Genomic DNA, 24,693 nt, shown 5'->3' on the forward strand with positions numbered 1-24,693 from the left:
CGAGCAGCGAGCGCGGGCAGCCGAAGTTCAGGCGTACGAACTGTTGGTGCTGATCGCCGAAATCCACACCGGCGCTGAGGCCGACCTTGGCTTGCTCAAGGAAGAACTGCTGCGGATTGTCCAGCCCCAGCGCCGAACAATCGAGCCACGCCAGGTATGTGCCTTGCGGCACATTAATGGTCAGGCCCGGCAAGCGGCTGCGCACGGCGTCCACCAGCCAGTCACGGTTGGCTTGCAGGTAGGTTTTCAATTCGGCGAGCCACGGTGCGCCTTCGCTGTAGGCGACGCGGGTCGCTTCCATGCCCAGCGGGTTGACGCTGTCGACCATGCCGCAGCGGGCGTGGTTGACGCGTTCGCGCAGGGCTGTGTCCTGGATGATCATGAACGATGTCTTGAGGCCGGCGATGTTGTAAGCCTTGCTGGCCGACATCAGGGTGATGGTGCGCTGGGCGATTTTCGGGCTCAGGGAGGCGGTCGGAATGTGCACGCGGCCATCGAAGCACAGCTCGGCATGGATCTCGTCGGAGATGATCCAGGCGTCCTGTGCCGCGCAGATATCGGCCACGGCTTGCAGCTCTTCACGGCCGAACACCTTGCCGATCGGGTTGTGCGGGTTGCTCAGGAGCAGGGCGCCGCCACCGTTCAGCGCGTCACGCAAGGTGTCGAGCGGGGTGGCGTAGGTGCCGTCAGCCTGGGCGACGAATTCCAGTTCGACCTTGTTCAGCCCCCAATGGCCCGGCGCATGCCGCAGCGGCGGGTAGTTCGGCACTTGCACCACGACGTTCTGTTGCGGTTGCACCAAGGCTTTCAAAGCCATGTTGAAGCCGGACTCAACGCCCGGCAGGAAGATCAGCTCCTGCGGTTTGACCTTCCAGGCGAACTTGTTCCACAGGTCGGCGACGATGGCTTCACGCAGGTTGTCCTGGGCCACGCTGTAACCCACCAGCGGATGCAGCAGACGCTGTTGCAAGGCCTCGATGATCACCGGCGGCGCGGCGAAATCCATATCAGCGACCCACATCGGCAAAACATCGGCCGGGTAGCGGCTCCACTTGGTGCTGCCGGTGTTGTGGCGGTCGAATACCTGATCAAAATCGAAAGTCATGCGCGGTCTCGTGAAGGCGGGATGGGTCCTGCCGGGCATTCTAAGCCCATGGCCCGGTGGGAGCACACAAAACCTGTGGGAGCGAGCCTGCTCGCGAAGGCGGTGTGTCAGTCAATATTTGTCTCAACTGACAGGGCCTCTTCGCGAGCAGGCTCGCTCCCACAGGTTTCTCAGCGCATGACCGATTGTCGCCGACGGTCGGTTTTCACACAGAGTGTGTGGTCTTTGTCTACAGTGAAAAAGTCGGCAGCCATTCTGCCGCAACCGTGATTGTCCAGATAAAACCCGGCACCAGTACCGGGTTCCACCTGATCAGGAGTGCACGATGGATCTCAGCCGTCGTCAATTCTTCAAGGTCGCCGGTATCGGCCTTGCAGGCTCTAGCCTGGGCGCGTTGGGCATGGCCCCGACGCTGGCCTTCGCCGAGCAGGTGCGCCACTTCAAGCTTGCCCACACCCATGAAACCCGCAACACCTGTCCGTATTGCTCGGTCGGTTGCGGGTTGATCATGTACAGCCAGGGCGATGCCGCGAAGAACGTCGCGCAAAATATCATTCACATCGAGGGCGACGCCGATCACCCGGTCAACCGCGGCACCCTGTGTCCAAAAGGCGCGGGCCTGCTGGACTTCATTCATAGCCCGGGCCGCCTGCAATACCCGCAGGTGCGCAAGCCCGGCAGCAGCGAATGGACCCGCGTCAGTTGGGATGAAGCGCTGGATCGCATCGCCGATCTGATGAAGACCGACCGTGACGCCAACTTCATCGAGAAGAATGCCACCGGGCAAACGGTGAACCGCTGGCTCACCACCGGGTTCCTCGCCGCGTCGGCAGCGTCCAACGAGGCGGGCTACATCACCCAGAAGGTGATTCGCAGTCTCGGCATGCTGGGGTTCGATAACCAGGCGCGTGTCTGACACGGCCCGACGGTGGCAAGTCTTGCCCCGACGTACGGCCGTGGTGCCATGACCAATACCTGGACCGATATCGCTAACGCGAATCTGATCCTGGTGATGGGTGGCAACGCAGCAGAAGCGCATCCGTGCGGCTTCAAATGGGTGACCGAGGCCAAGGCGCACAACGCCGCCCGGCTGATCGTGGTCGATCCGCGTTTTACCCGTACCGCGTCCGTGGCCGACTATTACGCGCCGATCCGCACCGGCACCGACATCGCCTTCATGGGCGGGCTGATCAATTACCTGCTGTCCGAGGACAAGATCCAGCACGAATACGTGCGCAACTACACCGACGTCTCGTTTATCGTCAAAGAAGGCTATGGCTTTGAAGACGGTATCTTCAGCGGTTACGACGTGGCCAAGCGCACTTATACCGACAAGTCTGGCTGGGGTTACGAGCTGGGTGAGGACGGGTTTGCCAAGGTCGACCCGACCCTGCAGGATCCGCGCTGCGTCTATCAACTGATGAAGCAGCATTACAGCCGTTACAACATCGACCTCGCGAGCCAGATCTGCGGGATGCCGGTCGATGCCATGCAGAAAATCTGGGATGAGATTGCCACGTGCTCCACGCCGGGCAAGACCATGACCATTCTCTATGCGCTCGGCTGGACGCAGCACTCGATTGGCGCGCAGATCATCCGCAGTGCCGCGATGGTGCAATTGCTGCTGGGCAACGTCGGCATGCCGGGCGGGGGCGTCAATGCTCTGCGCGGACACTCGAACATTCAGGGCCTGACCGACCTCGGGTTGTTGTCCAACTCGTTGCCGGGCTATCTGACCCTGGGTGGCGATGCCGAACAGGACTACACCGCCTTCATCAAAAAACGCACGCAAATGCCGCTGCGTCCGGGGCAGTTGTCCTACTGGCAGAACTACAGCAAATTCCACGTCAGCCTGATGAAGTCGTGGTACGGCGCCAACGCCACCGTCGAGAACAACTGGAATTACGACTATCTGCCGAAACTCGACATTCCCAACTACGACGTCCTGAAGATGTTCGACCTGATGAGCCAGGGCAAGGTCAACGGCTACATGTGCCAAGGCTTCAACCCCATCGCCGCGCTGCCGGACAAGAACCGGGTGATGGGCGCGCTGGCCAAGCTCAAGTGGCTGGTGGTGATGGACCCGCTGGCGACCGAAACCTCGGAGTTCTGGCAAAACGTCGGGCCGTACAACGACGTGAAAAGCGCCGAGATCCAGACCGAAGTCATTCGCCTGCCGACCACCTGCTTTGCCGAGGAGGACGGTTCGCTGGTCAACAGCAGTCGCTGGCTGCAATGGCACTGGAAAGGCGCCGACGGCCCTGGCGAAGCGCAGACCGATATTCGTATCATGAGCGAACTGTTCCTGCGCCTGCGCAAGCGTTATCAGGCCGAGGGCGGCAAATTCGCCGATCCGCTGCTGAAACTGTCGTGGCCGTACAAGATCCCCGACGAGCCATCGCCGGAGGAACTGGCGAAGGAAATCAACGGCAGCGCCATGGTCGACTTCACCGATGCCAGTGGCGCGATGGTCAAGGCCGGCTCGCAACTGGCGGCGTTCGCTCAGCTCAAGGACGATGGCAGCACCGCGTCCGGTTGCTGGATCTTCGCCGGCAGCTGGACCGAGGCCGGTAACCAGATGGCCCGGCGCGACAATGCCGACCCGTATGGCATGCACCAGCACCTGGGCTGGGCCTGGGCGTGGCCGGCCAATCGGCGGATCCTCTACAACCGTGCATCGGCGGATGTCTCGGGCAAACCGTGGGATCCGAAAAAACGCCTCGTATGGTGGAACGGCAAGGCCTGGGGCGGCACCGACGTGCCGGACTACAAGGCCGACGTGCCTCCAGAGGCCGGAATGAATCCGTTCATCATGAACCCCGAAGGCGTGGCGCGGTTCTTCGCCGTCGACAAGATGAACGAAGGGCCATTCCCCGAGCACTACGAGCCGTTCGAAACGCCGATCGGCATCAACCCGCTGCACCCGCAAAACAAGAAAGCCACCAGCAACCCGGCGGCGCGGATCTTCGACTCGGTCTGGGAAAGCCTCGGCGAAGCCAAGGACTTTCCGTACGCCGGCACCAGTTACCGGCTCACCGAGCACTTCCATTTCTGGAGCAAGCATTGCAAGTTGAATGCGATTGCGCAACCTGAGCAGTTTGTGGAAATCGGTGAAGTGCTGGCGAAAGAGAAGGGCATCGCTGCCGGAGATCGGGTGCGGGTCAGTTGCAAGCGCGGCTTTATCGAAGCGGTGGCGGTGGTGACGAAAAGGATCCGGCCGCTGCAGGTCAACGGTCAGGTGGTGCATCAGATCGGCATCCCGCTGCACTGGGGTTTCACCGGTCAGACGCGTCACGGTTACCTGACCAACACCCTGGTGCCGTTCCTCGGCGACGGCAACACACAGACCCCGGAATCCAAGTCATTCCTGGTCAACGTGGAGAAACTATAAATGGCCAGCCAAGACATCATTGCCCGCTCGGCCACCACCACGGTGCCGCCCTCGGTGAGGAATCAGCAGGAAGTCGCCAAGCTGATCGACACCACCAAGTGCATCGGCTGCAAGGCCTGCCAGGTCGCGTGCTCGGAATGGAACGAGCTGCGCGACGAGGTCGGCCACAACCACGGCACCTACGACAACCCGCAGGACCTCAGCGCAGAAACCTGGACCTTGATGCGCTTCACCGAGCACGAAACCGACGCCGGCAACCTCGAATGGCTGATCCGCAAGGACGGCTGCATGCACTGCGCTGAGCCCGGTTGCCTGGCGGCGTGCCCGAGTCCCGGGGCGATCATCAAGCATGCCAACGGCATCGTCGATTTCGATCAGGATCACTGCATCGGCTGCGGGTATTGCATCACCGGTTGCCCGTTCAACATTCCGCGCATTTCGCAGAAAGATCACAAGGCCTACAAATGCACCTTGTGTTCGGATCGCGTGGCGGTAGGACTGGAGCCGGCCTGCGTGAAAACCTGCCCGACCGGCGCCATCGTCTTCGGCACCAAGGAAGATATGAAGGAACACGCCGCCGAGCGCATCGTCGATTTGAAAAGCCGTGGCTTCGACAACGCCGGTCTGTACGACCCGGCAGGCGTCGGCGGGACTCATGTGATGTACGTGTTGCACCACGCCGATACGCCAAAGATCTACGCCGGGTTGCCGGATGCGCCGGCCATCAGTCCGCTCGTGGGCCTGTGGAAAGGCATCAGCAAACCGCTAGGCCTGCTGGCGATGGGTGTGGCGGTGCTGGCCGGGTTCTTCCACTACGTGCGTATCGGGCCGAACCGCACCGAAGAGGATGAGCAGCCGACGCCACCGGACACTTCGGTGCATGTCGTTGACCCGGCGGTGCACACCTTCGATCCACGCGGGGAGGAGCGGCCATGAGCAACAAGACGATCCTGCGTTACACCGCCAACCAGCGCACCAATCACTGGCTGGTGGCGATTCTGTTTTTCATGGCCGGGCTGTCCGGACTGGCGTTGTTTCATCCGTCGCTGTTCTGGCTGAGCAACCTGTTCGGCGGCGGGCCGTGGACGCGGATTCTGCATCCGTTCATGGGTATGGCGATGTTTGTGTTGTTCCTCGGCCTGGTGTTTCGTTTCTGGCGTGCGAACTTCTTTATCGACAATGACTGGAAATGGATGCGCCGCATTGATCGGGTGTTGGTCAACGATGAAGAAAGCGTGCCACCGGTGGGCAAGTACAACGCCGGGCAGAAGATGCTGTTCTGGACTTTACTGCTGTGCATGCTCGGTTTGCTGTTCACCGGGCTGGTGATCTGGCGCGTGTATTTCAGCGCATATTTCGGCATCACCGTGATCCGCTGGGCGATGCTCCTGCATGCGCTGGCCGGGTTTGTGCTGATCCTGAGCATCATCATTCACATCTACGCCGGTCTGTGGATCAAGGGTTCGGTGGACGCGATGCTGCATGGTTGGGTCAGCCGCGCCTGGGCGAAGAAACACCACGAACTCTGGTACCGCGACATCACCAGCGATGAACATCGTCCGGACGTGCCGGAGCGACCGATCACCAAAAAGGGCTGACCTTTGGCAACCATTCTTGAACCCGGGGAAATCGAAGCGGCGGCCAGTTCGCCGCCGTTTCTGCACCTGCCACCGCACAATCTGTTCACCTTGCGCGCGCAACGCCTGGAACACCTGGCCGAAGGGCATCCGCTGGCCGAGTACCTGCGTCTGATCGCCGGGTTGTGCCGGGCTCAGCAGCAGGTTTTCGACGATCCACCGCTGACGGCACCGTTTGATCAGCAAAGGATTGAAGCCTGTCAGCAACACGGTTTGCCGCCGTTCGCTGCCGACACGCTGGTGCGCGAAGAGGGTTGGCAGGCGTATCTCGGCGCCCTGCTAAAACGCTATGAGCCGGTTGAACAGCCCGCCGTTGTTGAGGCGGTCAATGCTCTGCAGGGCGCAAGTTCGGGCCAGTTGCGCGCGTGGGCCGTGGCCTTGGTCAGCGGCCAGTACTCGATGGTGCCGGCGCAACTGGTGCCGTTTCTCGGCGCCGGGCTGCAAGCGGCATGGAGCCACTGGCTGCTCAGCGCACCCAACCTGCAACTGAAACCCGGCGACAGCCTCAGCCAGTGCCCGGGTTGCGGTTCACCGGCGATGGCCGGGGTGATCCGCCATCGCGGTAAACATAACGGTCTGCGTTATCTGGTGTGCTCGCTGTGTGCCTGCGAATGGCATGTGGTGCGGGTCAAGTGCGTGTATTGCGAGTCGAGCAAAGGCCTGGATTACCTGAGCCTTGAAGACGATCGCCATGCGGCCAATCAGGCGCCGATTCGGGCGGAGGTCTGCCCGGGCTGCAACAGCTATTTGAAACTGGTCTATTTGGAAAACGATGCCGAAGGCGAAGCGCTGTCAGCGGATCTCACCAGCCTGTTGCTCGACATGCGTCTTGCGCAGGATGGTTATCAGCGTCTGGCACCGAATCTGTTGCTGGCGCCGGGAGACGAATGACCAGAGCGTCTACACTCCTGAAAAACATCCCACAATTGGGGGGCCGGTGTGCTGTGTTTAGACGCGTTGCGTCAGGTCATGCCGGAAAGACTTTTGTTTTCGGGAGTGGCTGATGTCCGCAAGTGTTGCCCCGCGTTTACCGTCCATTGATGGTTTGTTGCGTCATCCGGCCTGTGTGCCGCTGCTTGAGCGTTACGGTCGTGAGGCGTTGCTGAGCCGTTTGCGCCAGTTGCTGGATGAACTGCGTGCAGACGTGTTGAACGGGCAATTGTCGGCGATTGAAATCAGCCCCGAAGTGCTCGCCGGCCGCGTCGGCGAGCGTCTGGCCCAGCAACAGCGCAGCAACGTACGCCGGGTATTCAACCTGACCGGCACGGTGCTGCACACCAACCTCGGCCGCGCTTTGTTGCCTGAAGAAGCCATCGACGCGGTGCAGATGGCCGCACGTTATCCGCTCAATCTCGAGTTCGATCTGGCCAACGGCAAGCGTGGTGATCGCGATGATTTGATCGAAGGCCTGATCCGCGAGTTGACCGGCGCCGAAGCGGTCACCGTGGTCAACAACAATGCCGCTGCGGTGCTGCTGACGCTCAACAGCCTCGGCGCGCGCAAGGAAGGCATCATCTCACGCGGCGAGCTGATCGAAATCGGCGGCGCGTTCCGCATCCCCGACATCATGGCCCGCGCCGGAGTGCGTCTGCATGAAGTCGGCACGACCAATCGCACCCATGCTCGCGACTACGAAGCGGCGATCAGCCCGCGCAGCGGCTTGATCATGCGCGTGCATGCGAGCAACTACAGCATCGAAGGCTTTACCGCCCGGGTGCCGACCGCCGAGCTGGCCGAGTTGGCTCATCGCCATGGCTTGCCATTGCTGGAGGACCTGGGCAGCGGCAGCCTGCTGGACCTGACCCGCTGGGGCTTGCCGGCCGAGCCGACGGTGCGGCAGGCGCTTCTCGACGGCGCGGATATCGTTACGTTCAGCGGCGATAAATTGCTTGGCGGGCCGCAGGCCGGGTTGATTGTCGGACGCAAAGAATTGATCGCGAAGATCAAGAAAAACCCGCTGAAACGCGCGCTGCGGGTGGACAAATTGACCCTGGCGGCGCTGGAAGCGGTGCTCGGCCTGTATCGCGATCCGGATCGCCTCGCCGAGCGCCTGCCGAGTCTGCGTTTGTTGACTCGTCCGCAAGCGGACATTTTCGCCCAGGCCAAGCGCCTGCAACCGGCGCTGGCACGCGTCATCGGCGAGCCTTGGCATGTCAGCGCGGTGAAAGCCTTGGGCATGATCGGCAGCGGCAGCCAACCGGTGGCGCGTCTGCCGAGTGCCGCGTTGTGCCTGCGCCCGCAAGTGTCGAAACGCTTGCGCGGGCGCTGTCTGCTCAATCTGGAGGCGGCGTTGCGCGCACTGCCAATTCCAGTGCTCGGGCGCATCGATGACGACGCACTGTGGCTGGATCTGCGCCAACTCGACGATGAACCCGTATGGCTCGCGCAATTGCCGCAGTTGCAGGTCGACCCGTGATTGTCGGCACTGCGGGGCACATCGATCACGGCAAAACCTCGCTGCTGCAGGCCCTGACCGGACAATCCGGCGACCGCCGCCCGCAGGAACGCGAACGCGGGATGACCATCGACCTCGGTTATCTGTATGCCGAACTTGCGCCCGGTGCCGGGCTGACCGGGTTCATCGATGTGCCGGGCCACGAGAAATTCACTCACAACATGCTCGCCGGGGCGCAGGGTATCGATCTGGTGTTGCTGGTGGTTGCCGCAGATGACGGGGTGATGCCGCAGACCCGCGAGCATCTGGCGATTGTCCAGCTGCTGGGCATCCGCCGGGCGCTGGTGGCGATCACCAAGTGTGACCGGGCCGAGACGGGCAGGGTGGAGCAGGTGCAGCGGCAGATTCTGGATTTGCTCGAATCCGGGCCGTTTGCCGCAGCGCCGATTCTGACCGTGTCGAGCGTGACCGGGCAGGGCATCGATGAATTGCGTCAGAGCTTGCTACAGATTCACGGCGAAGCGCATGAACGCAGCCGCGAAGGCGGTTTTCGCCTGGCCATCGACCGCGCTTTCAGCGTTGCCGGCGCCGGGATCGTGGTCACCGGTACGGCGTTGTCGGGCACGGTTTCAGTCGGGGACAAACTGGCGCTCGGGCCGTCCGGCAAATCGGTCAGGGTGCGTGGCTTGCATGCGCAGAATCAACCCGCCGAAAAGGCCTTCGCCGGGCAACGCGTGGCGCTGAATATCAGTGGCGATCGGCTGACGTTGGAGCAGATCCATCGCGGCCAGTGGCTGTTGGCCGAGTGGCTGCACGCACCGACGCAACGGGTCGACATCGAGTTTCAGCTGCTGCCGGGTGAGCGTACGTTCGAACACTTTCACCCGGTGCACGTGCACCTCGGTACTCAAGATGTCATCGCCCGCGTGGCTTTGCTCGAAGGCCCGCGCTTGAGTCCTGGCCAGCGCATGTTCGCGCAATTGCTGATCAACGCCCCGGTGCATGCGGTAAAGGGTGATCGGGTGATCTTGCGTGACCAGAGCGCGCAACGCACCCTCGGCGGCGGCCAGGTGCTCGACCCGTTCGCCCCGGCCAGGCAACGCCGCAGCCCGGAACGGCTGGCGCAACTGCAAGCCCTGGCGCGCAGCGAAAGTCTAGAGCACGCGCTGCCGGTGCTGCTCAATCACGGCACCGGTGGACTTGATCCGCAGCGGCTGGAGCGCCAGTTCAATCGTCCGCGTGGCGACTGGTCGCTGGCGGCGAACGTGTGCCTGATCGACACCCGCCAAGGCCCGGTGCTGTTCAACGTGCAGCGTTGGGGGCAGCTGAAGTTCACCCTGTTGGAGCAACTGGCGAAATTCCATGAGCTGGAGCCCGACCAGATGGGGCCTGATCGCGACCGTCTGCGACGCTTCAGCGGTCTGGCGCTGGAGCGCTCGACCTTTGCCAGCCTGCTGGAAGAACTGCGCGCCGCCGGATCGATCAACGCCAGCGGGCCGTGGCTGCACCTGCCGGATCATCAGGTGCGTTTGAATGCCGAAGACGAAACCCTGTGGCAGCGCATGCAGCCGCTGTTCGAACAGGCCGGGTCTGATCCGCCGTGGGTGCGCGATGTCGCGAAAATGCTCGGTGAGGACGACGCGGTGGTGCGCTTGCTGCTGCGCAAACTGGCGCGCCTGGGGCTGATGCATCAGGTGGTGCGCGACCTGTTTCTGACTGACGTGCAACTGCGGCGCATGGCCGGTGCGTTGCTGCAACTGGAACAGGAAAATCCGCCGATCCAGGTGACAACTTTTCGTGATGCGCTAGGCTTGGGACGCAAACGCTGTATTCAGTACCTGGAATACTTCGACCGCCTCGGCCTGACCCGACGCATCGGCGAGTCCCGCGTGATCCGCCACGACAACGCGCTGGCCAGCACCGACGTACCCTGAGTTCAAAGGAAGGCAATCGCGCCCGGTGGCGCGGCCGGGCTTCAAACCCGGTTGGGGACGGCATCCGTTCCCGGGCAGGTTCGACTCCGGCTGCCTTCCGCCAATCCCCTTGTAGGAATGAGCCTGCTCGCGATAGCGGTGGGTCATTCAATGCTGATGTTGCCTGACTTGGCGCCTTCGCGAGCAAGCCCGCTCCCACAGGGAGCTGTGTTCCAGGCAGTTCCTGCACTTTTGCTGTGAGGCGGTGAGATACCTGTCGATCTCTGACACCCCACAAAACCAAGGTGGGAGTGGGCTTGCTCACGTAAGCGGTGTGACATTCAACGCTGATGTTGCCTGACACGCCGCCTTCGCGAGCAGGCTCACGCCTACAGGGTATTGATTACAGGCGCCCGTATTCGCGGGCCGTGCGATCGACGGCGATGCGGGTTTTGTCGACCAACTCATCGAGTTCGGCCCGGGTGGCGATCAGGGCCGGGGCCATGATCATCCGGCCGAGGGTTGAGCGAATGATCAAGCCTTCCTCAAACCCGATGGTGCGGCAGCGCCAGGCGATGTCGTTTTCGTTGGCGAAACGCTTGCGGGTGGCTTTGTCTTCGGCGAATTGCAGTGCGGCGACCAGACCGACGCCCTGAATTTCACCCACCAGCGGGTGGTTGCCGAACACTTCGCGCAGGCAATTCTGCAGGTACGGGCCGGTGTCGTTTTTCACCTGTTTGACCACGCCTTCGTCGCGCAGGGCCTTGAGGTTGGCAATCGCCACCGCAGCAGCCACCGGATGCCCGGAGTAGGTCAGACCGTGGGCGAACACGCCGCCTTTTTCTACAAGCGCCTCGGCCATGCGTCGCGACAGGATCAACCCGCCCATGGGGATGTAACCGGAGGTCAGGCCTTTGGCGATGGACAGGGTATCCGGTTCGAAGCCAAAGGCCTGGTGCCCAAACCACTCGCCGGTACGGCCGAAACCGCCAATCACTTCGTCGGCGCACAGCAGTACGTCGTACTTGCGGCAGATGCGCTGGATTTCCGGCCAGTAAGTGGCGGGGGGGATGATCATGCCGCCGGCGCCCTGGAAGGGTTCGGCGACGAACGCGGCGACTTTGTCGGCGCCCAGTTCGAGAATCTTGTCTTCCAGTTGTTTCGCCGCGCGCAGGCCGAATTCTTCAGGGCTGAGGTCACCTTCATGGGCGAACCAGTACGGCTCGTCGATGTGCGCCACGTCAGGGATGGTGCCGCCCATTTCGTGCATGAACTTCATGCCGCCCAGCGCCGTCGCGGCGAGGGTCGAACCGTGATAGCCGTTCCAGCGGCCGATCATGATTTTCTTCTCGGGCTGGCCCATGACCTGCCAGAACTTGCGCACGGTGCGGATCAGCACTTCGTTGGCTTCGGAGCCGGAGTTGGTGTAGATCGCGTGGCTGTAGTGCTTGGGCAACAGGCTGAACAGCAGTTCCGACAGCTCGATCACCTGCGGGTGAGTGGTGTGGAAGAACATGTTGTAGTAGGGCAGTTGTTCCAGCTGCGCCGTCGCGGCGGCGGCCAAGTCCCTGCGTCCGTAACCGAGGTTGGTGCACCACAGGCCAGACATGCCGTCCAGGTAACGATTGCCGTCGTTGTCCCACAACGCCAGGCGATCACCGCTGACCATCACCCGCGGGCCTTCCTCGTTGAGGGCCTTCTGGTCGACGAACGCGTGTATGTGGTGGGCGGCGTCGGCGGCCTGGTAATCGCGGGTACTGCGAGTCGGATCGAATTCGGCGGACATGGCTGATCTCCAGAGAATGGGGCGGGTAAGTGCGTTCATTCCAGCGCTGCACGGCTAATATTTGTCACTTAAAAATATTTTTGTAAAGAAAATATTTGTCGGTGAAAAAAGATATCCGTAGGCTGAGTCGCATTGGCAAGGATCATCAGAGGCAACATGAGCGGACTCAGAGAGCGGCAGAAGGAACAGCGCCGGCAGGTGATCGCCGAGGCGGCACTTGAGCTGTTCAAGACCAACGGCTTTGCAGCCACTACGCTGGACCAGATCGCGGTGCAGGCCGGGGTGTCCGCGCCAACGGTGGTGAATTACTTCGGCGGCAAGCAGGAGATTCTGCTGGCCTTGCTCAAGCAGCCGGACGAGCAGGCCATGCGTGATGCGCGGGCCAATCTGGATGACGACAGCGATCCGCTTGAAGCGCTGTGTGAGTTCGAAGGGCTGATGACCGATTACCAGCTGCAAGCAATGCCGGCGTCGCTGTGGCGCGAACTGGCGCCGTTTCTGCTGACTGGCGAACTGGCGCAGGCCTTGAGCCCGTGGAATGCGGCGGTGATCGAAGAAACCAAGGCGCTGCTCGGGCATTTTCAGGCGCAGGGCAAGGTGCGTGCATCGGTCGATCTGGACGTGGCGGCGACGCTGTTCAACCAGTACGCGAACATGGCGTTCATCCGCCTGGCGACCGAGGCCACGCCGGATAGAGACGCGCACGCTGAGCATATGCGCGGTGTACTGAACTTGTTGTGCCACGGCATGTTGACGGGTGAGGAGAAGCCTGCAGTCCCGATCTGACAACCGTTCATCGCTCAACTACGCTGCCTTACGTATCCCTTTCTGACACCCGGGCGTAAGGAATCACGCGCATGCGAAGCAGGCTGCTGGCGGTATCGATGATGGTGTTCGCCGTGCTCTGGAGCGGGCTTGGCTGGGCACTGGAAGACGCGGTCAAACCGGCGGACGAGGCGGTGGAGCTGAAGGTCGCCAACCGCAGCATCATGCTGTTTCGCGCGACGCTGCTGGGCGAGTCGCCGGCGGCGCGGGTCAAGCGGGCGAAGATGGTCATCAGCGAGGCGCTGGATGAATCGGACAATCTGACGGTCTCGGTCGATCCGATCCAGAACAGCTACATGGTTCTGCTGGGGGATAAACGAGCGTTCATCGTTGCACCCAAGGATGTTGACGGGGTCGAATACGCCTCGGTGCAGCAGGCGGCCGAAGGCGCCGCCGAGAAGCTGCGTCAGGTGGTCACTGAAACCGGCGAGGCACGCAGCCTGCACCTGATCCTGCGGTCGCTGGCGCTGGCTGCGGTGGCCACGGTGATCTACCTCGGCTTGCTCTGGTGCCTGGCGTATCTGCGTCGCAAGTTGCTGAGCAAACTGCCCGAACTGATGGATCGCCACACCCAGGCGCTGAAGGTCGGGCGGGTGCAGTTGATCGACGCCAATTTCCTTTATCCGCTGGTCAGTCGCCTGCTGTTGGTACTGCGCTGGCTGGTGATCCTGCTGCTGACCTATGAGTGGCTCGGGTTCGTCCTGTCGCGATTTCCCTACACCCGACCCTGGGGTGAACGTCTCAACAACTACCTGCTCGAACTGGCCGCTTATCTGCTGGACGGCATTGTCGGGGCGATTCCCGGCCTTGGCGTGGCGCTGGCGATATTCTTTATCGCCCGTGGTGTGACGGCGTTTACCCGGCGCATTTTGCGGCGTATGGCGACCCCGGGAACCTTCAGTTGGCTGAACCACGAAACCCTGCAACCGACCCAACGCCTGACCGCGCTGGCGATCTGGCTGTTTGCCCTGGCGATGGCTTATCCGTATTTGCCGGGGGCGGGCACCGATGCGTTCAAGGGGTTGTCGGTGCTGATCGGCCTGATGATTTCCCTCGGCGCCACCAGCGTAGTGGGGCAGGCCGCTGCCGGGTTGATCCTGACGTACACCCGCACCTTGCGCCCCGGCGAGTTCGTGAAAATCGGCGAGTACGAAGGCACCGTCACCGAACTGGGCATGTTCACCACACGCATTCGTACAGGGCTGGGCGAAGTGCTGACACTGCCCAATTCGATGATCACCGGCACCGTCACCAAAAACTACTCGCGCACCGTGCAGGGCCGGGGTTACGTGGTCGATACCGTGGTCACCATCGGCTACGACACACCATGGCGCCAGGTCGAGGCGATGTTGCTGGAAGCGGCCAGGCGCACCCCGGGGGTTCTTGAAGACCCGGCGGCCCAGGTGTTCCAGACCGCGCTGTCGGACTTCTATCCCGAGTATCGGCTGGGGGCGCAGGCGATTCCCAGCCAGCCACGCCCGAGGGCGGTGCTGCTGAGCATGCTGCACGCCAACATTCAGGACGTGTTCAACGAGTACAGCGTGCAGATCATGTCGCCGCACTATCTGGGCGACCCACAACACGAGAAGTGGGTGCCGAAGGACAAGTGGTACACCGCACCTGCGCAACCGCCGAAGGAGTCGTGAATCACTGTTGCAACACGAACGCCGCCAGTTTTTGCAGCTCATCGGCGCTCAACTGCGCAAACGCAGGCATCGGAACTTCACCCCATTTACCGGCGCTGCCATGCTCGATGCTGGCCATCAGTTTAGTCAGTGCCTGCGGGTCCCTGGCGTATTTGGCGGCAACATCGCGATAGGCCGGCCCGACCACTTTGTGATCGATGGCGTGGCACGACAGGCAAGCGTTGTTCTGCAGCAAGGTCGTGACGTCGGATGAGGCCTGGGCGGGCATCGCAATTGAGGCGGCTTGCACTTCGGGGTCGATGGCCTTGGCACTGCCGTAGGTCACGGCCAGATAGGCGCCAATGAGTTTCACGTCCTCATCGGTGATGGGCGCGCCGTAGGTGTGCTGCATCTTGCCGGCTTCTGCGGTCCATTGCGCCAGACTCATGCCCGGTGGCTGGAAGTTGATGTAGTCGGCGGAGTGGCAGGTGGAACATTTCTGTTGCGCCAAGGCGTAGCCCGGCAGCGTGGCGGATTTGAGTGTGGCGGTTTCTGCCGGCAGCTTGACGGTGACAGGCGCGGCGCTGGCCATCGCGGCAAGGAAACACAGCTGCACGGCGTACAGCGAACGGGTGCTTGAACGTTTCATGCAAGGTTCCTCAGGCGACGGTGACATGCAAGGTTTCAACGGCGTGGCGCCGGTAACCACCGGGGTTCCAGTCGGCTTGCAGCGGCTGAACCTCGCCGGCACGGTTGCTCGCCCGCACGCTCAAGGGCGTGACGCCCGGATCGCTGAAGGTCACGGTCAACGTCCATTCGCGGAACGAGTAGCGGCCCAGATCCTCGCCCAGCGTCGCGTCGCGCCAACTGTTGCCGTTGTCCAGCGAGACCTGCACCTTGTCGATGCCGGCGCCGCCATCGAACGCGATGCCCTTGAGCATCACGTCGGTGGCGCGCGGCAGTACGTCGCCGGGGGCGACGCTGGTGATGAAACTGCGCACCGGCAACGTCGAGATCGGCAGGGTTTTCGCTGCCGCCGTGCCGGGCGCCACGCAGAAACAGTCGTTGTCGGGCACGCGATAGCCCTTGCTCATGAAGAAGCCGTCGAAGGTCTGGTCGATCACCTCGATCTCGCTCAGGTGCTTGACCCAATAGGTGCCGAAATAGCCCGGCACCACCAGACGAATCGGGTAGCCGTTGAGGAAGGGCAGGTCACTGCCGTTCATTGACCAGGCAATCAGCGGCTCGCCGTCCGTGGCATGGCGGATGTCCAGCGCCTTGATGAACTCGGGCGTGCTCGGCAGCACCGGTTTGTCCAGCCCGCGAAAGGTTACCTGACGCGCCTCGGGCCTGACGCCGGCCTTGTCCAGCAGCGCCTTGAGCGGCACCCCGAGCCAGCGCGCATTGCCCATGGAGCCGTTGCCCAATTGCGCGCCGAACACGCGCGGCGTCGAGAAACCACGGCTGTTGCCCGAACATTGGTTGACCGCAACCACTTCCACCGGCGGGGCCAGAGCCTTGAGCTGCGCGAGCGACAGCGACAGCGGTGTGTCGACCGAGCCCTTGACCGTCAGCCGGTAAGTGTCGGGATCGATGCTGAGCGGAAAGTTTGCCAAGTGGTAGCGGACGAAAAATGCATCGTTGGGCGTGAGCGGGCCTTCATTAAATACGCTGAAGGGTGTTTCAAGGTGCGGTGGGCGGGTGGTGACAAGAATCAGCGGTCGTTTCTGCGGATATTGCACCCGCGGACGCGGACCGGCGGCGAAGGTCACTTGCTCGGCATTCGGCTCCGCCGCGCTGGCGAGTCGGGCCAGCGGTGAGGCAGCCAGCGTCAGGGCCAGGGCGTCACGCATCAGGCGTCGACGGCTCGGGTTGCAGTCGTCCTTCATGGAGTTCTCTCTTGTTGTGGGTGATCGGTATCGATCCCCTCAACACTAGCCGCCTCGCGAAAGCTGTCGCTTTTCATTGCACGTCAGAGGCTTCGCATTTGACGACAGACCCGCCATCACTGGGCCTTGCCGCAAATTTGTCATGAAATGAAAAGTCATTGTCGTCTGATGCGAAGCGACCCGGCGGCGGCAGTCCTACAGTCCAGTCAACGCCCAACGAGGCAGCCCGCCAATCTTGCAGGGAGAATAAGAAAACATGGCCAAAGCCATACGCTTTCACGAAACCGGTGGTCCCGAAGTCCTTCGCCTGGAAGAGGTCGACGTCGGTGATCCAGGTCCGGGCCAGGTGCGCCTGCGTCATGTCGCGGTCGGTTTGAACTACGCCGACACCTACTTTCGCAACGGCACTTACCCGATTCCACTGCCCGCCGGCATGGGCGTCGAGGCGTCCGGCGTGGTCCAGGCCATCGGCGAGGGCGTGAGCAACGTCCGCGTCGGTGATCGGGTGACCTACACCGGGTTCCTCAACACCCTGGGTGCCTATAGCACCGAACGCCTGATGCCTGCCGCACCGCTGATCAAACTGCCGGAAACCATCAGTTTCGAAACGGCAGCCGCGATGACCATGCGCGGCCTGACGTCGGCCTACCTGATGCGGCGTATCCACGACTTCAAGGAAGGTGACAGCATTCTGTTGCACGCGGCGGCGGGCGGCGTTGGCCTGATCGTCGCGCAGTGGGCGCGGTTGCTCGGCCTGAAGGTGATCGGCACCGTGTCCACCGAGGCCAAGGCTGAAATCGCCCGCGCCCATGGTTGCGAGCACGTCATCAACTACAGCCATGAAGACGTGGCGCAACGCGTTCGCGAACTGACTGACGGGGTCGGGGTGAACGTGGTGTTCGACAGCGTCGGCAAAAACACCTTCATGGGGTCGCTCGATTCGCTCAAGCGCCGGGGCCTGATGGTCTGCGTCGGCACTGCGTCCGGGCCGATACCGCCGTTCGACCCGGTGTTGCTGGCGATGAAGGGCTCGGTGTTCCTGACCCGTCCGGCGCTGGCCGACTACATCGCCGATCCAGCGGAAAAAGCCGCACTCGCCGGCGAGCTGTTCGATCACGTCGGCAGCGGTCGGATCAAGATTGAAATCAATCAGCACTACGCCTTGCAGGATGCCGTTCAGGCCCATCGCGACCTGGAATCACGCAAGACCACGGGCTCATCGATTTTCGTCATTTAAGGGAGTCGTCAGCCATGAAAGTCGAACAGTTGACTTGCACCATTGGCGCGGAACTGATCGGCGTGAACCTCGCCGATGCCGTGCATGACGACGACCTTTTTGCCGAAATCCGCCAACAGTTGCTCAAGCACCGGGTGGTGTTTCTGCGTGATCAACCCATCAGCCGCGCTCAACACGTAGCCTTCGCCCGACGCTTTGGTGAGCTGGAGGATCATCCGGTGGCCGGCAGCGACCCGGAGCATCCGGGTCTGGTGCGCATCTACAAGAGCCCGGAGCATCCGGCGGAACGTTACGAGAATTCCTGGCACAGCGACGCCACCTGGCGTGAAGCGCCGCCAATGGGCTGCGTGTTGCGCTGCGTGGAATGCCCGCCGGTGGGCGGTGACACCATGTGGGTGAACATGGTCGAGGCCTATGCGCGGTTACCGGATGACGTGAAAACGAAGATCGCTGGTCTGCGCGCACGCCACAGCATCGAAGCGAGTTTCGGTGCAGCGATGCCGATCGAAAAACGTCTGGCGCTCAAGGCGCTGTACCCGGACGCTGAGCACCCGGTGGTGCGCACCCACCCGGAAACCGCCGAGAAGGTGCTGTTCGTCAACGCCTTCGCCACCCATTTGAGCAACTTCCACACCCCGGATCGGGTGCGCTTCGGCCAGGACGCCAACCCCGGTGCCGGCGAACTGCTGCGCTACCTGATCAGTCAGGCCTACATCCCCGAGTATCAGGTGCGCTGGCGGTGGAAGCCCGACAGCATCGCGATCTGGGACAACCGCAGTACCCAGCACTACGCCGTGATGGACTACCCGCCGTGCCATCGCAAGATGGATCGGGCCGCGATCGTCGGCGACAAGCCGTACTGATACAGCACTGTTGCATTTTTCCTCGTCAAGACGCCGGGCCGGTGTGAACCCGGCTGGGCGGACAATCATAAAAACAGGAGTAAACCATGCAATTTCTCGACGATTCCCTGCACCCGGAAACCATGGAAAAAGTCGTCATCACCGTGGCCCCGTACGGTCCTGAGTGGATGCCCGAAGACTTCCCCGAAGACATCCCGCTGACCATGGACGAGCAGGTGCAGAAAGCGGTCGATTGCTACGAGGCCGGCGCCACCGTGCTGCACCTGCATGTGCGTGAACTCGACGGCAAGGGCTCCAAGCGCCTGTCCAAATTCAATGAGCTGATTGCCGGAGTGCGGGAAGCGGTGCCGGACATGATCATTCAGGTCGGCGGCTCGATTTCCTTCGCCCCGGAAAGCGAAGGCGAAGCGGCCAAGTGGTTGTCGGATGACACCCGGCACATGCTGGCGGAGCTGACGCCGAAGCCGGATCAGGTCACGGTGGCGATCAACACCACCCAGATGAACATCATGGAGTTGCTGTACCCGCAATACCTCGAAGGCACCTCGCTGGCGAGCCCGGCGATACATGCCGCCTACAGTGAAATGACCGTGCCGGCCGGCCCGGCCTGGGTCGCCGAACACCTGCGCCGGCTGATGGCGGCGGGGGTGCAGCCGCACTTTCAATTGACCGGCATGCATGCGCTGGAAACCCTGATGCGCCTGGTGCGCAGCGGCGTGTACATGGGCCCGCTGAACCTGACCTGGATCGGCATCGGCGGCGGTTTCGACGGCCCCAATCCGTTCAACTTCTTCAACTTCATCCACCGCGTGCCGGACGGTTGCACCCTGACCTCCGAGTCGCTGCTGAAGAACGTGCTGCCGTTCAACACCATGGCGTTGGCCATGGGCCTGCACCCACGGGTGGGCAACGAAGACACGATCATCGATCACAAGGGCGCGCGTTTCAGCTCGGTGCAGCAGATCCGGCAGACCGTGCGCATTGCCCATGAACTGGGCCGGGACATCGCCAGCGGCAAGGAAGCCCGGGAGATTTATCGCATCGGCGTGCAATACCAGAGCGTCGAAGAAACCCTGCTGGCCAATGGCATGGCGCCCAACCGCAAGGCCGGGCAGAAAGGCGTGCCGCAACGCCGCTGACCGACGCGGGCGAGGGCGGCTGACGCCCTCGCTCGCTGCTTCACCTGAAACGCTCGATAACAACAAATACAACAAAGTTTCGAGGAGGCTGTATGGCCTATCACCCCATCGCCAGCGATGACGCTGCCAGCGACGTCGGCGTGGCGCGTCCCTACGCCTGGATCGTGTTTGCCCTGACGTTCGGCCTGTTGATTTCCGATTACATGTCGCGCCAGGTACTCAACGCCGTGTTTCCGATGCTCAAGGGCGATTGGGCCTTGAGCGACAGCCAGCTAGGCCTGCTCAGCGGCATCGTGGCGCTGATGGTCGGGCTGCTGACATTCCCGCTGTCACTCCTGGCCGACCGCTTTGGCCGGGTCAGGAGCCTGGCGTTCATGGCGCTGCTGTGGAGTCTGGCGACGCTGGGTTGCGCGGTGGCGCAGGATTATCCGCAGATGTTCATCGCGCGCTTCATGGTCGGCGTTGGTGAAGCCGCTTACGGCAGCGTCGGTATTGCCGTGGTGATCTCGGTGTTTCCCAAACATCTGCGCGCTACGCTGACCAGCGCCTTCATGGCCGGCGGCATGTTCGGTTCGGTGCTGGGCATGGCGCTGGGCGGGGTTATCGCCGCGAAACTCGGCTGGCGCTGGTCGTTTGCCGGCATGGCGCTGTTCGGCCTGCTGCTGGCGGTGCTGTACCCGCTGATCGTCAAGGAAGCGCGGATCGCTCCGCAGCGCGCAGCATTGATCGCGAGCAAGGCCACCGCAGCGGTCAAGCGCCCGTTGAGCACGCTGTATTCCAGCCGTTCGGTGGTTGCCACTTACATCGGCAGCGGTTTGCAGTTGTTCGTCGGCGGCACGGTGATTGTGTGGATGCCCAGTTACCTGAATCGCTATTACGCCATGGGCACCGACAAGGCCGGCGCGGTCGCGGCAATCATCGTGTTGTGCAGCGGCGCCGGGATGATCGTCTGCGGCATGCTCAGTGATCGCCTGTGTCGGCACTCGCCGGAACGCAAAGTGGCGCTCGCCATCGGCTATTGCCTGGGCAGTTGCCTGTTGCTGTCGGCCGCATTTGCATTGCCGCCGGGGCCTGCGCAATTGCTGCTGATCGGCCTGGGCATGCTGATCGCCGCCGGCACTACCGGGCCTGCCGGGGCGATGGTTGCCAACCTGACCCACGCTTCGGTGCACGGCACGGCGTTCGCCACGCTGACCCTGGCCAATAACCTGCTGGGCCTGGCGCCGGGGCCGTTTCTGACCGGCAGGCTGTCGGACCTGATCGGCCTGCAGGGCGCGTTCCAATTGGTGCCGCTGGTAAGCATCGCGGCGGCAGCGGTGTTCTTTTACGCCAAATGTCATTACCGCAAGGACATCGCCCGATTGGCCGGAGAACGGCTCAACGAACCCATGAGCAAAGCTGTGTTGGAGGTGAAGGTGTGAGTGCTGTGTGCCGTCGCATACCCGTGTCTGAAGCCCGCTGCCCAAGGCCTGGAGGCCGGGCGTTGATCGAGTTCGAAGACAAGAGCCTGGCGCTGTTCAACATCGACGGCGAGCTGTTGGCCATCGACGACAGCTGCCCGCATCAGGGCGCCTCGCTGTGTGGCGGGCGGCTGGAGGGCAGGGTGATCCAGTGCTGCGCCCACGGTCTGCGTTTCGATCTGCGCAGCGGTTACCTGCTCAATTCACCCGTGCTCAAAGTCCCTTGCTACCCGGTCGAGGTGATCGACGGCGAGGTGTTTATCGTGATCGCTGCCGAGGAAACCGTCTCATGAGTACCCTTGTGCTGACTCGCATCCACAGCCAGACCCGCGTCCTGGCACCGGGATTTATCGTCAGCCTGATCGTCGCGGCGGCCGCCTCGTTCCTGTCCGAGCACTACGGCGCGCCGGTGATGCTGTTTGCCTTGCTGTTGGGCATGGCGCTGAACTTTCTTGCCGGTGACGGCGTGTGCAAGGCCGGTATCGAGTTCACCGCGCGCACCGTGTTGCGCCTCGGCGTCGCGTTGCTGGGGATGCGCATTACGTTGGAGCAGATGGCCGCGCTGGGCTGGAAACCGGTGGCGCTGGTGGTGATGCTGGTGCTGGTGACGATTGGCGTGTCGGTGATCGCCGCCAAAGCGCTGGGCTTTCAGCGGCTGTTCGGCATGCTCACCGGTGGCGCCACGGCGATCTGCGGCGCTTCGGCAGCGTTGGCACTGGCGGCGGCGTTGCCGCACCACCCGCAGAAAGAGCGGGCGACGCTGTTCACGGTGATCGGCGTTTCGGCGTTGTCGACCACGGCGATGATCCTCTACCCGATGATCGCCAACGCCTTGTCGTTATCGCCACAGCTGGCGGGGATATTTCTCGGCGCAACCATTCACGATGTCGCCCAAGTGGTCGGCGCCGGTTACAGCCTGTCGACCGAAACCGGCGACACCGCCACGGTGGTCAAGTTGATGCGGGTGGCGATGCTGCTGCCGGTGATCCTCTGTGCGGCGATGATCACCCGCCACCAAGGCCTCGACACCTCGGGCAAACGCCCGCCGTTGCTGCCGTGGTTTGCCGTCGGTTTTCTGTTGCTGGCCGGCATCAACAGCACTGGCTGGGTGGTGCCGGCGGTGCAGGGCGCGGTCAATGAGCTGTCGCGCTGGAGCCTGGTGGTGTCGATCAGTGCATTGGGCATGAAGACCCAGCTCAAGGAGCTGGCGGCGGTCGGCATCAAACCGATCCTGCTGATGGTCGGGGAAACGGTGTTTCTCGCGGTGCTGGTGCTGCTGGTATTGCACTGGGGCTTTTAAGTTCAGGCAGGCCGCGTCGAGCCGGTTCGCCGGCCCGGTGCGGTGTTTGAACCGGTGTTAATCACACTGGTTTTTTGCGGCGACTGTTTCGACAGTCGCCGTTTTTTTTGCTCAGGCCTGCTGCCGGCCCTTTTGCGTACTGCGCCAGGTGGCGGGCGGCATGCCGAACTGGGTGATGAACCAGCGGGTGAACGAGCTGGCCATGGAATAACCGAGCATGTCGCCGATGCGGCTGAGCGAGTAGTTGGGGTTTTCCAGGTAACGCAGCACCAGGTCGCGGCGCACGTCGTTGATCAGGTCGTTGAACGCGCAGCCTTCGTCCTTCAGGCGACGTTGCAGGGTGCGCACGTTCATGCCCTGGGTCTGGGCGATCTGTTCGATGGTGGCGCGGCCCATGGGCAGCAGCAGGTAGATTGCCTTGCGCACTTCGAACAGCAATGACGGGCCTTCGTGGCTCAACAGCGAGTCGAGATAGCTCTGGGCGTAACGGGCCATGGCCGGGTCGGCGTTGGGGTTGGTCATGTCCAGGCTGGCGTCGGAACAGACGATGCCATTGAACTCGCTGCCGAACTCCAGGGTGCAGCCGAACAGGCGTCGGTGCAGTTGCAGGTTGTCCGGCGGCTGGTGGGTGAAATTCACGCTGTAGGGGTGCCAGTGGGTGCCGAGCAGCGCCGAGCACAGGCGGAACATCACACCGATCGCCAGCTCCGTGGCCTGGCGGCTGGGCATCGGGGTTTCGGTGACCACCTCTTCACGAATGATCACCATCTTGCCGGCCTCCTCAATGAAGATCGCCAGCGAATCGTTCATCAAATGCCGGTATTGCACCACCACCTGCAAGGCGTCGCGCAGGGTGCGCTGGTGGCTGAGCAACAGGCTGACCACGCCGAAGTCCGAGAGCTGACGCGATTCGGCCATGCTCAGGCCGAAGCTCTGGCAACCGCTGGCGGCGGATGAATCCTCCAGCAGGCGCACCGCCGCATCGATCGGAATACGGTGCTCCGGCGCTTGCAGTTGCGCTTTGCTCAGGCCGACACCGGCGAGTACGTCGCGCGGGTTGAAGCCAAGGTACTGGGTGACCTCCAGGTAGTTGGTCAAGACAGCGGCGCGAACAAGCGTGGGCATGCTGAGGTCTTTCCTGGGCCGATTGCGATTCAGAGGAGCCTGGCGACTATATCCAGCGCACCTGCACTTGAACAGTTGCGACAGGGGCCGTGGCACTCGCCAAATGCGCAGCCTGTTAACGGCGTCGCAAAGCCGCGAACGCCGCGATGCCCTTTGATTACAGCGACTGGACGGCAACTTGCGAGGTTTTTCGATCAGCGGTCAACGTGCCGCCGGCGTCGTCGATCTGTCATCAAAAGAAAAGTCACTGACGTCCAATGAAAAGCGTCCCGGGTGGGCGCTCTTTAATGTCGCCCCTACAAAAAGCCTCTGGCGCAACAGCCAGTCGAGTCATCGAGAAAGCGAAGGTGTCGAAGTGGACAAACTGCAGACTGCCGCAACCGTTCTGATCGTACCGGGCCTGCGCGAGCACGTGGCCGAACATTGGCAAACGCTGCTTGCGGCCAGGCTGCACAACGTGCGCAGCGTGCCGCCACTGACGACCGACAAACTCGACTGCGGCGCCCGGGTGCGCGCGATCGAACAGCAACTGCAAGCCATCGATGGCCCGGTGATTGTGGTGGCCCACAGTGCCGGCGTACTGATGGTCGCGCACTGGGCGGCGCACTTTGCCGCGCAAAGCCGCCGACCGATCAAGGGCGCGCTGCTGGTTGCACCGCCGGATCTCGACGCGCCATGGCCGCAAGGCTATCCCTCGCCGGACACCTTGCGCACGCAAGGCTGGAGTCCACTGCCGACCGGCCCGCTGCCATTTCCCAGCCTGGTCGTCGCCAGCACCAACGATCACCTCGCCAGCCTTGAGGCCGTGAGCCGCATGGCCGCCGGCTGGGGCGCCGAACTGCACAATGCCGGCGCCGTCGGCCATCTCAATCCGGCTGCCGGCTTCGGCCCGTGGCCACTTGCCGAAACCCTGATCCAGGCACTGGATCGCTGATTTCAGGTGCCGGTGGGCTGCACGCCACCGGCCATCGCCCCCACACCTGAACACGCTGCCCTGACTTGG

Annotated in this window: 20 protein-coding genes and 1 tRNA gene; 16 read left to right on the forward strand and 5 right to left on the reverse strand. The window is 62.6% G+C overall.

Annotation, left to right across the window (positions count from 1 at the left end):
- Positions 1-1,105 (reverse strand): MalY/PatB family protein (locus tag PseAD21_RS18395; RefSeq protein ID WP_102356909.1); only part of this gene is annotated, 1,105 nt, incomplete at its 3' end.
- Between the two features lie 325 nt (positions 1,106-1,430).
- Between PseAD21_RS18395 and fdnG the strand changes: the two genes are divergently transcribed.
- The 7 genes from fdnG to PseAD21_RS18440 all read left to right on the forward strand — a co-directional run bounded on the left by fdnG (position 1,431) and on the right by PseAD21_RS18440 (position 10,565).
- A complete protein-coding gene (fdnG, locus tag PseAD21_RS18410) occupies positions 1,431-4,496 on the forward strand; it encodes a formate dehydrogenase-N subunit alpha (RefSeq protein ID WP_146011298.1) in 3,066 nt (1,021 codons plus the stop codon).
- Positions 4,497-5,432, forward strand: coding sequence for a formate dehydrogenase subunit beta (gene fdxH, locus PseAD21_RS18415; protein ID WP_102356912.1), 936 nt, complete (start codon positions 4,497-4,499; stop codon positions 5,430-5,432).
- Positions 5,429-6,094, forward strand: a complete 666-nt coding sequence (locus PseAD21_RS18420; protein ID WP_102356913.1) for a formate dehydrogenase subunit gamma — start codon at positions 5,429-5,431, stop codon at positions 6,092-6,094. The genes fdxH and PseAD21_RS18420 overlap by 4 nt, the downstream gene beginning before the upstream one ends.
- Before the next feature lie 3 nt (positions 6,095-6,097).
- Entirely contained in the window at positions 6,098-7,024 is a 927-nt protein-coding gene (gene fdhE / locus PseAD21_RS18425; RefSeq protein WP_102356914.1) for a formate dehydrogenase accessory protein FdhE, read from the forward strand.
- A 112-nt stretch (positions 7,025-7,136) separates the two neighbouring features.
- A complete protein-coding gene (gene selA, locus PseAD21_RS18430) occupies positions 7,137-8,549 on the forward strand; it encodes an L-seryl-tRNA(Sec) selenium transferase (RefSeq protein WP_102356915.1) in 1,413 nt (470 codons plus the stop codon).
- Entirely contained in the window at positions 8,546-10,462 is a 1,917-nt protein-coding gene (gene selB, locus PseAD21_RS18435) for a selenocysteine-specific translation elongation factor (protein WP_102356916.1), read from the forward strand. Before selA ends, selB begins: the two co-directional genes overlap by 4 nt.
- Before the next feature lie 7 nt (positions 10,463-10,469).
- Positions 10,470-10,565, forward strand: a tRNA-Sec gene (locus tag PseAD21_RS18440).
- 279 nt (positions 10,566-10,844) lie between these two features.
- Here PseAD21_RS18440 and PseAD21_RS18450 read toward each other — a convergent pair.
- Positions 10,845-12,227, reverse strand: a complete 1,383-nt coding sequence (locus PseAD21_RS18450) for an aspartate aminotransferase family protein (RefSeq protein WP_102356917.1) — start codon at positions 12,225-12,227, stop codon at positions 10,845-10,847.
- A gap of 156 nt (positions 12,228-12,383) precedes the next feature.
- On the opposite strand from PseAD21_RS18450, the gene PseAD21_RS18455 reads away from it, so the two are divergent.
- The gene (locus tag PseAD21_RS18455) at positions 12,384-13,013 is read left to right on the forward strand and encodes a TetR/AcrR family transcriptional regulator (protein WP_102356918.1); all 630 of its coding nucleotides are present in this window, start codon (positions 12,384-12,386) and stop codon (positions 13,011-13,013) included.
- A gap of 71 nt (positions 13,014-13,084) precedes the next feature.
- Positions 13,085-14,698: a mechanosensitive ion channel family protein gene (locus tag PseAD21_RS18460; RefSeq protein ID WP_102356919.1), complete on the forward strand. Its 1,614-nt coding sequence runs from the start codon at positions 13,085-13,087 to the stop codon at positions 14,696-14,698.
- A gap of 1 nt (position 14,699) precedes the next feature.
- Here the strand turns inward: PseAD21_RS18460 and PseAD21_RS18465 are convergent, their stop codons facing one another.
- A complete protein-coding gene (locus tag PseAD21_RS18465) occupies positions 14,700-15,326 on the reverse strand; it encodes a c-type cytochrome (protein ID WP_102356920.1) in 627 nt (208 codons plus the stop codon).
- Positions 15,327-15,336: 10 nt separating this feature from the next.
- Positions 15,337-16,566 carry a molybdopterin-dependent oxidoreductase gene (locus PseAD21_RS18470; protein ID WP_102356921.1) on the reverse strand — a complete coding sequence of 410 codons (1,230 nt, stop codon included), beginning with the start codon at positions 16,564-16,566 and terminating at the stop codon, positions 15,337-15,339.
- Positions 16,567-16,822: 256 nt separating this feature from the next.
- On the opposite strand from PseAD21_RS18470, the gene PseAD21_RS18475 reads away from it, so the two are divergent.
- The 6 genes from PseAD21_RS18475 (at position 16,823) to PseAD21_RS18500 (ending at position 22,565) form a co-directional block, all read left to right on the forward strand.
- Complete coding sequence (locus PseAD21_RS18475) at positions 16,823-17,803, forward strand: quinone oxidoreductase (protein ID WP_102356922.1); 981 nt, start codon at positions 16,823-16,825, stop codon at positions 17,801-17,803.
- A gap of 14 nt (positions 17,804-17,817) precedes the next feature.
- On the forward strand, positions 17,818-18,666 hold the full coding sequence (locus tag PseAD21_RS18480; RefSeq protein ID WP_102356923.1) for a TauD/TfdA family dioxygenase: 849 nt from the start codon (positions 17,818-17,820) through the stop codon (positions 18,664-18,666).
- A gap of 86 nt (positions 18,667-18,752) precedes the next feature.
- Positions 18,753-19,805, forward strand: coding sequence for a 3-keto-5-aminohexanoate cleavage protein (locus PseAD21_RS18485; protein WP_102356924.1), 1,053 nt, complete (start codon positions 18,753-18,755; stop codon positions 19,803-19,805).
- Between the two features lie 92 nt (positions 19,806-19,897).
- Positions 19,898-21,226: an MFS transporter gene (locus PseAD21_RS18490; protein WP_102356925.1), complete on the forward strand. Its 1,329-nt coding sequence runs from the start codon at positions 19,898-19,900 to the stop codon at positions 21,224-21,226.
- Positions 21,227-21,231: 5 nt separating this feature from the next.
- Positions 21,232-21,558, forward strand: coding sequence for a Rieske 2Fe-2S domain-containing protein (locus tag PseAD21_RS18495; RefSeq protein WP_102356959.1), 327 nt, complete (start codon positions 21,232-21,234; stop codon positions 21,556-21,558).
- Positions 21,555-22,565, forward strand: coding sequence for a YeiH family protein (locus tag PseAD21_RS18500; protein WP_102356926.1), 1,011 nt, complete (start codon positions 21,555-21,557; stop codon positions 22,563-22,565). Before PseAD21_RS18495 ends, PseAD21_RS18500 begins: the two co-directional genes overlap by 4 nt.
- A gap of 111 nt (positions 22,566-22,676) precedes the next feature.
- Here PseAD21_RS18500 and PseAD21_RS18505 read toward each other — a convergent pair whose 3' ends face one another.
- Positions 22,677-23,690 carry an AraC family transcriptional regulator gene (locus PseAD21_RS18505; protein ID WP_102356927.1) on the reverse strand — a complete coding sequence of 338 codons (1,014 nt, stop codon included), beginning with the start codon at positions 23,688-23,690 and terminating at the stop codon, positions 22,677-22,679.
- 355 nt (positions 23,691-24,045) lie between these two features.
- Here PseAD21_RS18505 and PseAD21_RS18510 point away from each other — a divergent pair, with 355 nt between their 5' ends.
- Positions 24,046-24,624, forward strand: a complete 579-nt coding sequence (locus tag PseAD21_RS18510) for an alpha/beta hydrolase (protein WP_102356960.1) — start codon at positions 24,046-24,048, stop codon at positions 24,622-24,624.
- The last annotated feature ends 69 nt before the right edge of the window (positions 24,625-24,693 follow it).

The sequence above is a fragment of the Pseudomonas sp. AD21 genome (assembly GCF_002878485.1).
Lineage (GTDB): Bacteria > Pseudomonadota > Gammaproteobacteria > Pseudomonadales > Pseudomonadaceae > Aquipseudomonas.

Coding starts and splice junctions, on each gene's coding strand:
- fdxH (WP_102356912.1), top strand. CDS start 4,497: ATGGCCAGCCAAGACATCATTGCCCGCTCGGCCACCACCACGGTGCCG.
- PseAD21_RS18420 (WP_102356913.1), top strand. CDS start 5,429: ATGAGCAACAAGACGATCCTGCGTTACACCGCCAACCAGCGCACCAAT.
- selA (WP_102356915.1), top strand. CDS start 7,137: ATGTCCGCAAGTGTTGCCCCGCGTTTACCGTCCATTGATGGTTTGTTG.
- PseAD21_RS18450 (WP_102356917.1), bottom strand. CDS start 12,227: ATGTCCGCCGAATTCGATCCGACTCGCAGTACCCGCGATTACCAGGCC.
- PseAD21_RS18455 (WP_102356918.1), top strand. CDS start 12,384: ATGAGCGGACTCAGAGAGCGGCAGAAGGAACAGCGCCGGCAGGTGATC.
- PseAD21_RS18460 (WP_102356919.1), top strand. CDS start 13,085: ATGCGAAGCAGGCTGCTGGCGGTATCGATGATGGTGTTCGCCGTGCTC.
- PseAD21_RS18465 (WP_102356920.1), bottom strand. CDS start 15,326: ATGAAACGTTCAAGCACCCGTTCGCTGTACGCCGTGCAGCTGTGTTTC.
- PseAD21_RS18470 (WP_102356921.1), bottom strand. CDS start 16,566: ATGAAGGACGACTGCAACCCGAGCCGTCGACGCCTGATGCGTGACGCC.
- PseAD21_RS18475 (WP_102356922.1), top strand. CDS start 16,823: ATGGCCAAAGCCATACGCTTTCACGAAACCGGTGGTCCCGAAGTCCTT.
- PseAD21_RS18480 (WP_102356923.1), top strand. CDS start 17,818: ATGAAAGTCGAACAGTTGACTTGCACCATTGGCGCGGAACTGATCGGC.
- PseAD21_RS18485 (WP_102356924.1), top strand. CDS start 18,753: ATGCAATTTCTCGACGATTCCCTGCACCCGGAAACCATGGAAAAAGTC.
- PseAD21_RS18490 (WP_102356925.1), top strand. CDS start 19,898: ATGGCCTATCACCCCATCGCCAGCGATGACGCTGCCAGCGACGTCGGC.
- PseAD21_RS18500 (WP_102356926.1), top strand. CDS start 21,555: ATGAGTACCCTTGTGCTGACTCGCATCCACAGCCAGACCCGCGTCCTG.
- PseAD21_RS18505 (WP_102356927.1), bottom strand. CDS start 23,690: ATGCCCACGCTTGTTCGCGCCGCTGTCTTGACCAACTACCTGGAGGTC.